Source organism: Streptomyces sp. NPDC056169 (assembly GCF_042268445.1).
Classification (GTDB): domain Bacteria; phylum Actinomycetota; class Actinomycetes; order Streptomycetales; family Streptomycetaceae; genus Streptomyces.
Map to the genome: position 1 here is coordinate 1 of NZ_JBHJUO010000044.1, position 13541 is coordinate 13541.

General features: G+C 74.1%; 9 protein-coding genes. 4 read left to right on the plus strand and 5 right to left on the minus strand.

Features of this window, described 5'->3' with window-relative positions; genetic code table 11:
* From ACFC0G_RS39260 to ACFC0G_RS39270, 3 genes are all read right to left on the minus strand, one after another.
* On the minus strand, positions 1 to 2332 hold a 2332-nt coding region (locus tag ACFC0G_RS39260), incomplete at its 3' end, for a DUF5682 family protein (protein ID WP_376413554.1).
* The gene (locus ACFC0G_RS39265) at positions 2329 to 3486 is read right to left on the minus strand and encodes an AAA family ATPase (protein ID WP_376413556.1); all 1158 of its coding nucleotides are present in this window, start codon (positions 3484 to 3486) and stop codon (positions 2329 to 2331) included. The genes ACFC0G_RS39265 and ACFC0G_RS39260, both read right to left, overlap by 4 nt.
* Positions 3487 to 3655: 169 nt before the next feature.
* Positions 3656 to 4069 carry a hypothetical protein gene (locus tag ACFC0G_RS39270; protein ID WP_376413558.1) on the minus strand — a complete coding sequence of 138 codons (414 nt, stop codon included), beginning with the start codon at positions 4067 to 4069 and terminating at the stop codon, positions 3656 to 3658.
* Positions 4070 to 4196: 127 nt separating this feature from the next.
* Between ACFC0G_RS39270 and ACFC0G_RS39275 the strand changes: the two genes are divergently transcribed.
* Both ACFC0G_RS39275 and ACFC0G_RS39280 read left to right on the plus strand, forming a co-directional pair.
* Positions 4197 to 5543, plus strand: a complete 1347-nt coding sequence (locus ACFC0G_RS39275; RefSeq protein WP_376413560.1) for an SWIM zinc finger family protein — start codon at positions 4197 to 4199, stop codon at positions 5541 to 5543.
* A gap of 37 nt (positions 5544 to 5580) precedes the next feature.
* Positions 5581 to 7350, plus strand: coding sequence for a DUF5691 domain-containing protein (locus ACFC0G_RS39280; protein WP_376413562.1), 1770 nt, complete (start codon positions 5581 to 5583; stop codon positions 7348 to 7350).
* 91 nt (positions 7351 to 7441) lie between these two features.
* On the opposite strand, the gene ACFC0G_RS39285 is transcribed toward ACFC0G_RS39280, so the two are convergent.
* Positions 7442 to 7849, minus strand: coding sequence for a cobalamin B12-binding domain-containing protein (locus tag ACFC0G_RS39285; RefSeq protein ID WP_024758053.1), 408 nt, complete (start codon positions 7847 to 7849; stop codon positions 7442 to 7444).
* Positions 7850 to 8150: 301 nt separating this feature from the next.
* Here ACFC0G_RS39285 and ACFC0G_RS39290 point away from each other — a divergent pair, with 301 nt between their 5' ends.
* Together ACFC0G_RS39290 and ACFC0G_RS39295 are read left to right on the plus strand one after the other, a co-directional pair.
* On the plus strand, positions 8151 to 9008 hold the full coding sequence (locus tag ACFC0G_RS39290; RefSeq protein WP_376413564.1) for an esterase/lipase family protein: 858 nt from the start codon (positions 8151 to 8153) through the stop codon (positions 9006 to 9008).
* A gap of 229 nt (positions 9009 to 9237) precedes the next feature.
* Entirely contained in the window at positions 9238 to 10830 is a 1593-nt protein-coding gene (locus tag ACFC0G_RS39295) for a M23 family metallopeptidase (RefSeq protein ID WP_376413566.1), read from the plus strand.
* Positions 10831 to 10893: 63 nt separating this feature from the next.
* Here ACFC0G_RS39295 and pcrA read toward each other — a convergent pair whose 3' ends face one another.
* Positions 10894 to 13341: a DNA helicase PcrA gene (pcrA, locus tag ACFC0G_RS39300; RefSeq protein ID WP_376413567.1), complete on the minus strand. Its 2448-nt coding sequence runs from the start codon at positions 13339 to 13341 to the stop codon at positions 10894 to 10896.
* Positions 13342 to 13541 lie beyond the last annotated feature (200 nt).

Genomic DNA, 13541 nt, shown 5'->3' on the forward strand with positions numbered 1-13541 from the left:
GGTGCGGGGCCCGGCCCCCCCCCCCCCGCCCCCGGGTGGGGGGGGCGCCCCCGGGGGGCCCCCCGCGGGGGGCCGCGCCCCCGGGGCGGGGGGGGCGGGGCCCCCCCGCGACGAGCTCGCCGAGGGTGCGGCGGACACCCGGCTCGTATCCGGAGAAGGTGCGGCGCAGCAGCGGCAGGACGTCGGTGAAGGCCGCGGGCGGTACGGACGTGAGCCAGGTGTCGACCAGGCCGAGCAGGCGCTCGTCGTGGACGAGGAGCAGTCCGCCGCCGGACGCCCCGCCGACGAATCCCTCGATCCAGGCGGCGGCGTCCTGTGGCGGGGCGCCGGGCGAGAGGGCGCGGCTCATGAGCGGTGCGGCCTCGTCCTCGGTGAGCCGTCCCTCGTCGAGGAGGAGGCGGGCGGCCCGGCCGCGCAGGACGCCGGGCACGCGGTCGCGTCCGGCGAGCCGGTGCAGGACGCCCGCCCAGCGGTCGGCCGGCCGCGCCGTGTCGGGCAGCAGGACGAGGGCCTGGTGGACCTCGTCGATCCGGTCGCGCATGGCGGTGGCGGCGTCGGCGTCGAGTCCGGCGCAGGCGGGCGGCAGGCCGACGCAGATCCGCTCGGCGAGCCCGGCGGCGACCTCGGCGAGAGCGGCCGTGTCGGTGCCGCGGACGTCGCCGTAGCGCAGGGAGCGGGCCAGGGCGGGGAGGGCCTGGGCGAGGTGGGTGACGTCGGTGTCGAGCGCGGCCCGGTCGGCGAGGGCCCGCATCACCACGGGCAGGGCGTCGGCGAGTCCGGCGAGGAGGCACTGTTCGGCGAGGGCGGTGATGTCGGCGAGGGCGGTCGCGGCCAGGGCCCGGGACTCGGCCTTGGCGATGGCGGCGGCCTCGACGGTGGTGCCCCAGACTCCGGCCTCGGCGACATGGACGTGCAGTTCGGGCTCCCAGCGCAGCCGCCAGGTCTCCCGGAAGGTGCCGGTGCCGGCCCGTCCGGCGGCCGGGGTGCCCCAGTCGACGCCGAGGAGTCGCAGCCGGTGCAGCAGCCGGCTGCGGGCGGCGTCGGTCTCCTTGCGGAGGTCGAGGTCGAGCTCGCGCTGTTGCGCCTCGGGTTTGAGGCGCAGGGAGCGCTGGAGGCGGCTCAGGTCGCGCTGGAGGGGTACGGCGGGCGCGCCGGCCGGGACCTCGCCGAGGACGTCGCCGACGACGAGGCGGTCGCGGACGAGGTCGAGCGGCACGTCGGAGCCCTCGCACAGGACGGCGCGGACGGCGTCCGTCGTCTCGTCGAGTCCCGGGTGCGGGCGGCCGCGCAGGGCGGCGAGGGTCTCGGCGAGGCGGACGGCCTCGATGACGTGGGCGGTGGAGACGAGGTGGTCCTCCGCCCTGAGGAGTCCGGCGACCTTGGTCATCCAGCGTTCGACGGGCCGGTCGGGGGCGGTGAAGAGGTGGCCGTACCAGCCGGGGGCCTCGATGCCCGCGCCGTAGCCGGAGCGCCGGGCGAGCCTGCGGTGGGTCCAGGGGACCCAGGTGAGCTCGGTCTTCACCTTGGGCAGGCCCTTGAGGAGGGCGCGGTCGGCGGCGACGGTGGTCTTCCGGGTGAGGGCGGGGACGTGCCAGGCTCCGCAGACGACGGCGACCTCGTCGCCGAACTCCTTGTGGGCGGCGCGCAGCTGGAGCCGCATGTACGCCTCGCGGACGAGGTCGTGGGGGTGGCCGCCGTGTCCGTACGCCTCGCGCAGGGCGCCCATGGCCTCGGCGAGGGCCTCGAAGGGTGCGACGGGGTCGTCGTCGCCGCGCAGTTCGACGACGTCCTCCCACCACTGCTCGGCGCTGTCGTGGCCGGCTGTCCCGGCGATCCCGGCGATCCTGGCGAGTTCGGCGAGGGGGTCGATCCGGTGCCCGGCGGCGTCGGCGTCCGTGCCCCCGTCGGCCCCCTCGCCGTCGGCCCAGGTGGGGTCGGCGGCGGCGAGGGTGTGGGCGGCGGGCAGGTCGACGAAGCGGACGGCGGCGCCCCGGTCGAGGGCCCAGCGGATCGCGACCCACTCGGGTGAGAACTCGGCCATCGGCCAGAACGCGGCCCGCCCGGGGTCGTCCACGGCGTGGGCGAGCAGGGCGACGGGGGGCCGCATGGCCTCGTCCCCGGCGAGGGCGACGAGCGCGTCGGCCTCGGCGGGGCCTTCGACGAGCACGACGGCGGGCTTCTCCGCCTCCAGGGCGGCCCGTACGGCGCGCGCCGAGCCGGGTCCGTGGTGCCGCACGCCGAGCAGCAGGGGCCGCCCGCGCCGCCCGCCGGCGCCGGCCCTGATCGCGCCACGGCCGGGTCCGGGGCCCGGGGCCGTGGTGGTGGGCGTCATGCGCTCACCTCGCGGCAGGCGCGGTAGAAGTCCTTCCAGCCGTCTCTCTCCCTGACCACGGTCTCCAGGTACTCCTGCCAGACGACCCGGTCGGCCGCCGGGTCGCGGACGACGGCGCCGAGGATCCCGGCGGCGATGTCCCCGGGGCGCAGGACGCCGTCGCCGAAGTGGGCGGCGAGCGCGAGGCCGCCGGTGACGACGGAGATGGCCTCGGCCGTGGAGAGCGTCCCCGAGGGGGATTTGACCTTCGTCCGCCCGTCGGTGGTGACGCCGTCGCGCAGTTCGCGGAAGACGGTGACGACGCGGCGGATCTCGTCCGCGCCGGCCGGCACGGCGGGCAGGGCGAGGGAGCGGCCGATCTGTTCGACGCGCCGGGCCACGATGTCGACCTCGGCTTCGGGGGTCGCGGGCAGCGGCAGCACCACGGTGTTGAAGCGGCGGCGCAGGGCGCTGGAGAGTTCGTTGACGCCCCGGTCGCGGTCGTTGGCCGTGGCGATGAGGTTGAAGCCGGGGACGGCCTGCACCTCCTGGCCCAGTTCCGGGATCGGCAGGGTCTTCTCGGACAGGATCGTGATGAGCGTGTCCTGCACGTCGGCGGGGATGCGGGTGAGTTCCTCGACGCGGGCGGTCATGCCCCGCGCCATCGCCCGCATCACGGGGCTCGGCACGAGGGCGTCGCGGCTGGGGCCGTGGGCGAGGAGCCGCGCGTAGTTCCAGCCGTACCGGACGGCTTCCTCCGGTGTGCCCGCGGTGCCCTGGACGAGGAGCGTGGAGTCACCGCTGACGGCGGCGGCGAGGTGCTCGGAGACCCAGGTCTTCGCGGTGCCGGGCACGCCGAGCAGCAGGAGCGCCCGGTCGGTGGCGAGCGTGGTGACGGCGACCTCGACGATGCGGCGCGGTCCGACGTACTTGGGTGTGATCACCGTCCCGTCGGGGAGCGTGCCGCCGAGGAGATAGGTGGCGACGGCCCAGGGCGAGAGGTGCCAGCGGGCGGGCCGCGGCCGGTCGTCGGCGGCGGCGAGTGCGGTGAGTTCGTCGGCGAAGGCGTGCTCTGCGTGCGGCCTCAGGGCTTCCGCTGTGGCCTCGGGCAGGCCCGGTCCGGTGTCCGTCTCGACACCGTAACCGGGCTGCGCGACAGTTTCGGGCACGGTCATGGATCCCCCTCCAGATCGATCGACCTGTTGTGCGATCCACGGTGCACCATCCCACTGACAATCGGCCGTCACCGCTGGTCAACGGCCCTGCGAGGAGGGCGGGTCGAGGACGGGCCGAGGGTGTGTCAGTGGTGTTCCGAGGGTGGGTCGGTGGTGTTCCGAGGGTGGGTCAGCCCACGATCGGGGAGACGGCGACGCAGCCGCCCGCCATCGCCTGCTCGCCCTTGGACTCCTTGATGACCTTGCCCTGGTAGACGACCTTGCAGGTGAGGCTCGCGGGGTCGAGCGAGATCGGCATGACGGCCGGCGGCATGATGCCGTGCAGCTTCACCGTCTTCTTCCACGGCGTGGTGGGCTTCTTCTCCGACTCGACCTTCGGCGCCACGGCGCTGCCGTCGCCGGCGTGGAAGTCGATGGACTCGATGCTCTTGCCGCTGACCTCGTACGTGACCTCGTAGGCCTCGGTGACGGCCTTGTCGACCTGGTCGACGGCCTTCTCCGCGGCCTCCGAGCAGGCCCCGAGGCCGAGGGCGAGCCCGGCGACGGCGAGGGCCGAGGCGGCGGTACGGACGGTGCGCTTCATGAGGGGGTCCCCCTGGACATGTGGTGCTGATCTTCGGTACGCGCAGAGAATCGTAAAGAAAGAGTAAAGTCAAATCCCTTTTCCGAGGCCAGGGGCGTTGTCAGTGGCGGCGTCTACGGTCGGTGACATGAATGCCATGGGGGTGCTCTGGACGGCTGATCAGGTGCTGGCACTGGCTCCTGACGACGCCTCACGCAGAGCGGGGAGCAGTCTGGGCACGGCCGGGTCGTGGTCGGGCACGGGCCGGGGCGAAGGGGCCGTCTGGGGCCTGTGCGGGGGCAGCGGCGGCCGGTCGTACGAGACGGCCGTCGACCTCACGGAGCCCGCGTACCTGTGCGGTTGCCCCAGCCGGAAGCTCCCCTGCAAGCACGCCCTGGGACTGCTGCTGCTCCAGGCGTCCGACGCGGCGGCGGTGGCGGAGGGCACCCCGCCGGAGTGGGCGGGACCGTGGCTCGCGAAGCGCCGGGAGCGTGCCGCGAGCGCGCCCCGGCCGGCCGGGGCCGGCGCCGCCGGGACCACGGCGGATCCCGAGGCGGCGCGCCGCAGGGCCGAGCGCAGGGCGGCGCGGATCACCGCGGGCGCGCAGGAGTTGGAGCAGCGGCTCGCCGATCTGCTGCGCGGCGGCCTGGCCACGGCCGAGCAGGCCGGGTACGGACTGTGGGAGGAGACCGCGGCCCGCATGGTCGACGCCCAGGCGCCCGGGCTCGCGGGCCGGGTCCGGGAGCTGGGCGCGATACCGGGCTCGGGCCCCGGCTGGCCCGTGCGGCTCCTGGAGGAGTGCGCGCTGACCCACCTCCTCGACCGGGCCTGGCTCGCCGCCGACCGGCTCCCCGCCGACTTCGCCACGACCGTGCGGACCCGGGTCGGCCTCACCGCCCCGGCCGACGGCGTCCCGGTGCGCGACCACTGGCTCGTCCTCGCGCAGTACGACACGGCCGACGCCCGGCTGACCACCCGGCGCGTCTGGCTCTACGGCACCTCGACCGGACGGACGGCGCTCCTCCTCTCCTTCGGCGCGGCCGGCCGGGCCCCCGGCCTGGCGCTTCCCGTGGGCGCGCTCCTCGACGGCGAGCTGACCCCGCACGCGGGCGCCGGGCGGCTGCGCGCGGAGCCGGGCGAGCACTTCGTCCCGGTCGGCGCCCCCGTCACCCCGCCGCCGGGCGGACCGGTGGGCGAGGCCCTCGGCGCGTACGGACGGGCACTGCACGAGGACCCGTGGCTGGACTCCTGGCCCGTGACGCTGCGCCAGGTCGTCCCGGCGCGGGCGGAGTACGGCTGGCAGCTCGCCGACGCGGACGGCCGCGAGGCCCTGCCGCTGACGCCCGCCGCGCAGAACCGGCCCGGACTCTGGCGCCTCGTCGCCCTCTCCGGCGGCGCCCCCTTGACCGTCTTCGGGGAGTGCGGCCACCGGGGATTCACCCCGCTCGCCGCCTGGTCACCGGAGGCCCCGGCCGAGACGGTCCCCCTCATATGACGGCCCACCACCTCCCCGGACCACACGGAGGACCCCGATGACCACGCGCGCGACCACACCGGCCTCACCCGTCCCGTACGCCGCGGGGTCCGACGGTGACGGTGACGACGGCGCTCGCGTCTGGGAGGAGCTCGTCACCTCCGCGCTGCTCGGCACGGACCGACGGCCGCCCACGGTCCTCACCGGAGCGCCGGGCACGGGCACGACGGGCGCGGGCACGGCGGGCTCAGGCACGCCCGGATCGGGCACGCCCGGATCGGGCACGCCCGGATCGGGCACGGCGGGCGCGGCCATGGCGGGCGCGCTGCTCGACACCGCCGCGCTGCACACCGTACGACGCAGGGCGGGGCTTCGCCCCGGGCCCGCCGCGCCCCCGCTCGACCCCGCACCGGAGGACCCGCGCCGGCCGCTGCCCGAGGCGGCCCGGCGGCGGCTCGACCAGCTCCTCGCCGGGCGGGCCGCGCCGTCGCCCGCCGCCGGGAGGCGCGGGGCCGCTCCCGACCTCGCCGAACTGCTGCCCCAGTGGCTGACCCTCGCCAACGAGCGCGGATACAAGGCGCCGCCGGCCACCCTGCCCGCCCTTCTCGACGCGGCCAGGGCCCGCACCGATCTGCGGCCCCAGGCCCTCCGGCTCGCCGGACCGCGCGGCCTGTGGCTGGCCGGCCTCAACCCCGAGTGGCGGTTCGCGCTGCGGGGCACGGGCGCGGCCCGCCGCCTGCCGGCCCCCGGGGACACCGAAGGCATCAGGGTGCTGTGGGACGAGGGCCTGTTCGCCGAGCGGGTCGCGCTGCTCGCGGCCGTACGGACCGAGGACCCGGCGGCCGGGCTCGCCCTCCTCGCGTCCACCTGGTCCGCGGAGCGGGCGGAGGACCGGCTGATGTTCCTGGACTCGCTGCGGGCCGGACTCTCCGACGCGGACGAGGAGTTCCTGGAGGCGGCCCTCGCCGACCGCAGTCGCAACGTCCGCGCCACCGCCGCCGAGCTGCTCTCCGCCCTGCCCGCCTCGGCGTTCGCGGGCCGGATGGCCGGCCGGGCCGCCACCTGCGTCGGCCTCGACCGGACGGCGGAGTCGCCCACGATCTCCGTCGAGGCCCCGCACGAGTGCGACACGGCGATGCAGGGGGACGGTGTCGTGGCGACCCCGCCGGCGGGGCGGGGCGAGCGTTCCTGGTGGCTGGGCCAGCTCGTCGAGGCGGCGCCCCTTTCCTGCTGGCCCGCCCGGTTCGGCGGCCGGACCCCGGAGGAGATCGTGGCGCTGCCCGTCGCCGACGACTGGCAGGGCGAACTGCACGCCGCCTGGTGCCGGGCGGCCGTACGGCAGCGGGACGCGTCCTGGTCGCGCGCGCTGCTCGGCGCCCCCGCGATCCCGCCCGCGACGGGCCCCGGAACCTCGTCCCTGGCCGAGCGGGCACAGCTCCTGGCGACGCTCCCGGCGGACGAACGGGCGCGCTGGGTCGCCGCCTTCGTCGCCGCGCACGGCCTGTCGGAGGCGTTCCAGCTGCTCGGCGTCTGCGCCGTGCCGTGGGCCGAGCCGCTGGGCGCCGCGGTGATCGACGCGCTCGACATCGCGCGGGACGCGGGCAGTTACCCGTGGAGCTTCAGCGGGGTGATGGGCCTCGCGGAGCGTTGCCTCGCCCCGGAGGCGGCGCGGCAGCTGGACTCCCTGACGGCCCTTCCCGAAGAGGAGGAGGACACCGCCCCCGGCGCGGGCGGCTACTGGTCCGAGGCCTTCCAGCGCCTGGTCTCCACGCTCCGGCTCCGCGCGGCGATGCGCGCCGAGCTCACCGAGCCCGGCACCGACGGCTGACGGCCGACGGCCAACAGCTGACAGCGACAGGCCGATATGCCGAAGGGCCCTCCCCGAAGGGAGGGCCCTGGCAAGCGGGTGCGAGAAGCGGTCAGGCCGCCACGCGGACGTTCGCGTTCACCCAGTCGACGATGGACGCGGTCGTCGCGCCCGGCGTGAAGATCTCCGCCACGCCCTTCTCCTTCAGCGGCGCGATGTCCGCGTCCGGGATGATGCCGCCGCCGAAGACCTTGATGTCCTCCGCGTCACGGTCCTTCAGCAGCTCCAGGACCTTCACGAAGAGCGTGTTGTGCGCGCCCGAGAGGATGGAGAGACCGATCGCGTCGGCGTCCTCCTGGATCGCGGTGTCGACGATCTGCTCGGGCGTCTGGTGGAGACCGGTGTAGATGACCTCCATACCGGCATCGCGCAGTGCCCGCGCGATCACCTTGGCCCCGCGATCGTGGCCGTCGAGACCCGGCTTGGCGACCACCACGCGGATCGGACCGGTCACACCCATCACTGCCTCCACATGCGACCCCCGCGCTTGATTGCCGGGGAGGTGAACGAACGTTATCGCCAGCATCCCGCAACCGGCCGTTTCACGGTGGCGAGCGAGGGGGAAATCACACGTGGGACATGTTCGCTCTGCGCCGTTCCCCGCTTCGGGCCCTCCTCCTGGGCCCACCAGCCGCAAGCGGGGCCCGGTCGCAGGGGAGCCGCGACGAGGTCGCCGTACCTCCGCGCCGCCGTCCGTGCGGCGCGGGTGTACGGCGTGCCGCCGTATCGTCCGGCCCCGCGTGCCGCTCGGGAGGTCGGCGATGGAGCTCTCCAAGGTCACCGCCCTGATGAAGGCCACTGCCCTGGAGCTCGCGATCCTCACCGGGCATCTCGTCCTCTATCCCTCCGGGATCGCGGCCGAGCGCCTCTCCCCCACCGCACGCGCCACCGACCCGTCCACCGGCCCCTCCACCGGCCCGCCCACCGGCCCCGAAGCGACGATCGCCTCCGGTTTGCGCCCGGTCGTCCTCCTGCACGGCTTCGTCGACAACCGCTCCGTCTTCGTCCTGCTGCGCCGCGCGCTCACCCGGCACGGCCGTGACTGCGTCGAGTCGGTGAACTACTCGCCGCTCACGTGCGACCTGCGGAGCGCCGCCGAGCGGCTCGGGCGGCGGGTGGAGGAGATCCGCGCCCGCACGGGACACGCCGAGGTCGACATCGTCGGGCACAGCCTGGGCGGGCTCATCGCCCGCTATTACGTACAGCGCCTGGGCGGTGACACCCGGGTGCGCACCCTGGTCATGCTCGGCACCCCGCACTCCGGCACCACCGTGGCCCCGCTCGCCGACGCGCATCCGCTGGTGCGGCAGATGCGCCCCGGTTCGGCGGTACTGCGGGAGCTGGCCGGCCCGGCGCCCGGCTGCCGGACCCGGTTCGTGAGCTTCTGGAGCGACCTCGACCAGGTGATGGTGCCGGTCGAGACCGCGCGCCTCGACCACCCCGATCTCGACGTGCACAACGTCCGCGTCAGCGGTATCGGTCATCTCGCGCTGCCCGTCCATCCGACGGTGGCGGCCGGGGTCCTCGACGCCCTGGACGCCGGCGGACCGGTCGCTCCGGTTGCCCGGGGCGCTCGGGGCGCTCACGAAGGGGAGCCGGGCGCCGCTTCCGTCGCCTGACGTCTGCTCGCCAGACCCCGTTCTTCGAACGTTCCTCGAACACAAGGCCAAAGCTCTCTCCCTGAGCTGGCGAAAGACGGCCGATTGCCCGTTTCCTGCGGGACCAAACCCCTCCGAAGATTGTCGGCTGCGCATACCGCCGGGTACAGTCGCGCCACTGCTTCCCCCGGGACACCCCTCATGGGGCCCGCCCCGGAATGGTCCTGCTGCCGAGGCGAGAGAGACGTTGGTGAACGACCAGCAACCCCACGCCGGGTACGTCGGAGACGACGCCCACACCACAGGCAGCTTCGCCGTCGACCCGCTGTTCGGCGCCTACCCCGCGGGTCAGGCCGACCACAGCGGCCAGTGGGATTTCGGCCAGTACGGGATGACCGGCCAATACGACACCACGGGTCAGCAGCAGTACGACACGACCGGCCAGTGGGACACCACGAGCCAGTGGCAGGCAGCCGACACGTACGGCAGCGCCACCCCTCACACGGCATACGACACCGGCGGCCAGCAGTACGACACCACCGGGCAGTGGGACGCCTCCGCCTGGACCGACGCCCAGCAGACCGGCCAGTACGAGACCGTCCACTCCGGCGCGTACGCCGCCCAGGGCGCGTACGGGTACGAGGCCTACGACGCCACCGGCCAGTGGGCGGCCCCCGCCTTCGCGACCGAGACCGGCGCCTACGACGCGACCGCCTGGAACCAGGCGGCCCCGGAGGCCGAGCCGCTCGTCCCGCAGCAGTACACCCCCCAGCCGGAACACACCGCCGAGTTCGCGTTCGACTTCGCCGAGCCGACGGCGCAGGCCGAGTACGCCTACGCCGACGCCCTCGTGGACGTCGGCGACGTCACCGGCCACGACGACACGGCCCACGGCACGGCCCGCGACGCCGCCTTCGACGCCGCCGAGGACTTCACCCCCGCCGAGTACGCCGCCGAGCCTGCCGACGAACCCGCCGAGTACGCCGAGTACGCCGAGTACAGCGAGTACACCGACGAGCCCGCCGCCGAGCTCCGTACGGAGACCCCGCTCGCGGGCCGCCCCGTGCGCCGCGGTTCGGGCAGCAGCCGCGGCCGCCGTCGTACGCCCGCCAAACGGTCCGCCCTGCTGACCGTCGCCGTCCCCTCCGCCTGCGTCATGGGCGTCGCCGGCATCGCCGCCGCCTCCGTCGGCGGGCTCACCAACCCCACCACCGACGGCGGCACGAAGGACAACACCACCGCCCTCGCCGCGGCCGACCCCGGCTCCGTCAAGCAGGTCGCCGCCAACAGCGCGCTGGACACCCAGCTCGCCGCGCTCAGCGAGGACGCCCGCGACTTCGGCGACCGCGCGAGCCGCACCCAGGAGCGCATCGACCTCAAGGCCCGCCAGGCGGCCGACAAGAAGAAGCGCGAGGAGGAAGCGGCCCGCAAGGAGGCGCTGCGCCCCAAGTACATGCTGCCGGTGGAACTCCACCGCCTCAGCGCGCGCTTCGGCCAGTCCGGCGTCAACTGGATGTCCGTGCACACCGGCATCGACTTCCCCGTGCAGACCGGCACGCCCGTGATGGCCGCCACGGACGGCACCGTCCGCACCCAGCTGAACAGCGCCTACGGCAACATGGTGATCGTGACCGCCCCCGACGGCACCGAGACCTGGTACTGCCACCTCAGCAGCGCCAAGATCCGCTACGGCCAGGTCAAGGCCGGCGACGTCATCGCGTACTCCGGCGACACCGGCAACTCCACCGGCCCGCACCTCCACTTCGAGGTCCGGCCGGGCGGCGGCTACGCCATCGACCCGCTGGCCTGGCTGCGCAGCCACGGTCTCGACCCGACCAGCTGACCTTCACCCGCCGTACGCGAGAGGGCCCCGGCCGAAGCCGGGGCCCTCTCGCGTACGCACGCGCTACAGCTTCTCGACCGGCGCGTACCGCAGGAGCAGCCGCTTCGGCTTCTCGTCGCCGAAGTCGATCGTCGCCTGGGCGTCCGCGCCGACTCCCGTCACCGCGGTCACCGTGCCCAGACCGAACTGGTCGTGCGTGACGCGGTCGCCGATCTGGAGGGAGATCACCGGCTTCTCACCGGCGCGCCGCGTGGCGAAGCCCGAGGGGCCGGAACGCGAACGGGACGAGGAGAGCGAGGAGATGATGCCCGAGGTCGGCCCGGCGGGCTTCGCCATCGGACCGGTCCGCTTCCACTCCAGGTACGCGGGCGGGATCTCCTCCAGGAAGCGCGAGGCCGGGTTGTACGAGGGCTGGCCCCAGGCGCTGCGCATCGACGAACGGGTGAGGTAGAGGCGCTCGCGGGCGCGCGTGATGCCGACGTACGCGAGGCGCCGCTCCTCCTCCAGCTCCTTCGCCTGCCCGAGGGCGCGCATGTGCGGGAAGACGCCGTCCTCCATGCCCGTGAGGAACACGACCGGGAACTCCAGGCCCTTGGCGGTGTGCAGCGTCATCAGCGTGATGACGCCCCGGCCCTCCTCGTCCTCGTCCGGGATCTGGTCGGAGTCGGCGACGAGGGCGACCTTCTCCAGGAACTCGGCGAGGGTCGCGGGCTCCTCGCCGCGCTCCTGCTCGAATTCGAGGGCGACGGCGGCGAGTTCCTGGAGGTTCTCGATCCGGGTCTCGTCCTGCGGGTCGGTCGAGGCCTGGAGCTCGGCCAGGTAGCCCGTGCGCTCCAGGACGGCCTCCAGGACGACGGCGGGGCCGGCGCCGGACTCGACGACGGTGCGCAGCTCGTCCATCAGCGCGTTGAACCGCTTCACGGCGTTCGCCGAACGCGCGGCCATGCCGTACGCCTCGTCGACCCGCTTGAGGGCCTGCGGGAAGGTGATCTTCTCGCGGAGGGAGAGGGCGTCGATCATCGCCTCGGCGCGGTCGCCGATGCCCCGCTTGGGCACGTTGAGGATGCGGCGCAGCGGGACGTTGTCCTCGGGGTTGGCGAGGACGCGGAGGTACGCGAGGACGTCCCGGACCTCCTTGCGCTCGTAGAAGCGCACGCCGCCGACGACCTTGTAGGGCAGTCCGACGCGGATGAAGATCTCTTCGAAGACGCGGGACTGGGCGTTGGTGCGGTAGAAGACGGCGACGTCGCCGGCCTTGGCCTCGCCGGTGTCCGTGAGCCGGTCGATCTCGTCGGCGACGAACTGCGCCTCGTCGTGCTCGGTGTCGGCGACGTAGCCGGTGATCTGCGCGCCCGCGCCCGCGTTCGTCCAGAGGTTCTTGGGGCGGCGGGACTCGTTGCGCTCGATGACGGCGTTGGCCGCGGAGAGGATCGTCTGCGTGGAGCGGTAGTTCTGCTCCAGGAGGATCGTCGTCGCGTCCGGGTAGTCCTCCTCGAACTGGAGGATGTTGCGGATGGTCGCGCCGCGGAAGGCGTAGATCGACTGGTCGGCGTCGCCGACGACGCACAGCTCGGCCGGGCCGAGGTCCTCGTAGCCGGTGCCGACCAGCTCCCGTACGAGGGTGTACTGGGCGTGGTTGGTGTCCTGGTACTCGTCGACGAGGACGTGGCGGAAGCGGCGGCGGTAGTGCTCGGCGACGTCGGGGAACGCCTGGAGCAGGTGGACCGTCGTCATGATGATGTCGTCGAAGTCCAGGGCGTTGGCCTCGCGCAGCCGCGCCTGGTACATCCGGTACGCCTCGGCGAGCGTCTTCTCGAAGCCGTCGACGGCCTGGTCGGCGAAGCTCTCCTCGTCGATCAGCTCGTTCTTGAGGTTCGAGATCTTGGCGCTGAACGACTTCGGCGGGAACTTCTTCGGGTCGAGGTCCAGGTCGCGGCAGACCAGGGACATCAGCCGCTTGGAGTCGGCGGCGTCGTAGATCGAGAAGGAGGAGGTGAAGCCGAGCCGCTTCGACTCGCGGCGCAGGATGCGGACGCACGCGCTGTGGAAGGTCATGACCCACATGGCGTTGGCGCGCGGGCCGACGAGCTGCTCGACGCGCTCCTTCATCTCGCCGGCGGCCTTGTTGGTGAAGGTGATCGCCAGTATCTGGCCGGGGTGGACGTGCCGCGTGCCCAGGAGGTGGGCGATGCGGTGGGTGAGCACCCGGGTCTTTCCGGAGCCGGCTCCGGCGACGATGAGCAGCGGGGTGTCGGTGTGGACGACGGCGGCGCGCTGCTGTTCGTTCAGCCCGTCCAGGAGCGCGGCGGGATCCACGACGGGGCGCGCCGCGCCGTCGCGGTAGTACGCGTCGCGGGGCGGGGGCGCGTCGAAGTGCTCCCCGAAGAGGTCGTGCGGGACCTCGTCCGGGGTCGGGGCGCCGTGCTCGTCGTCCTCGGGCGGGGGCGGGGCCTCCGCCGAGGAGTGGTTCTGGAGGCCGGCCAGGAAGCTGTCGTCAAAGAGGCTGCTCATCGCCTCACGAGTCTAGGACGCCCCACCGACATCCGGGTCCGCCTTGGGGACGGCCTTCGTCACGCTCCCCCGGGAACGCGTCCGGGAACGCGTCGCGCGCCCCCTGGACGGGTCACGTCCAGAGGGTCGCGATGAAGATGTTCGCCGTGGTCAGGGCGCCGACGGCGGCGAAAAGGCCCTTGTCGACCTTCTCCTCGTCC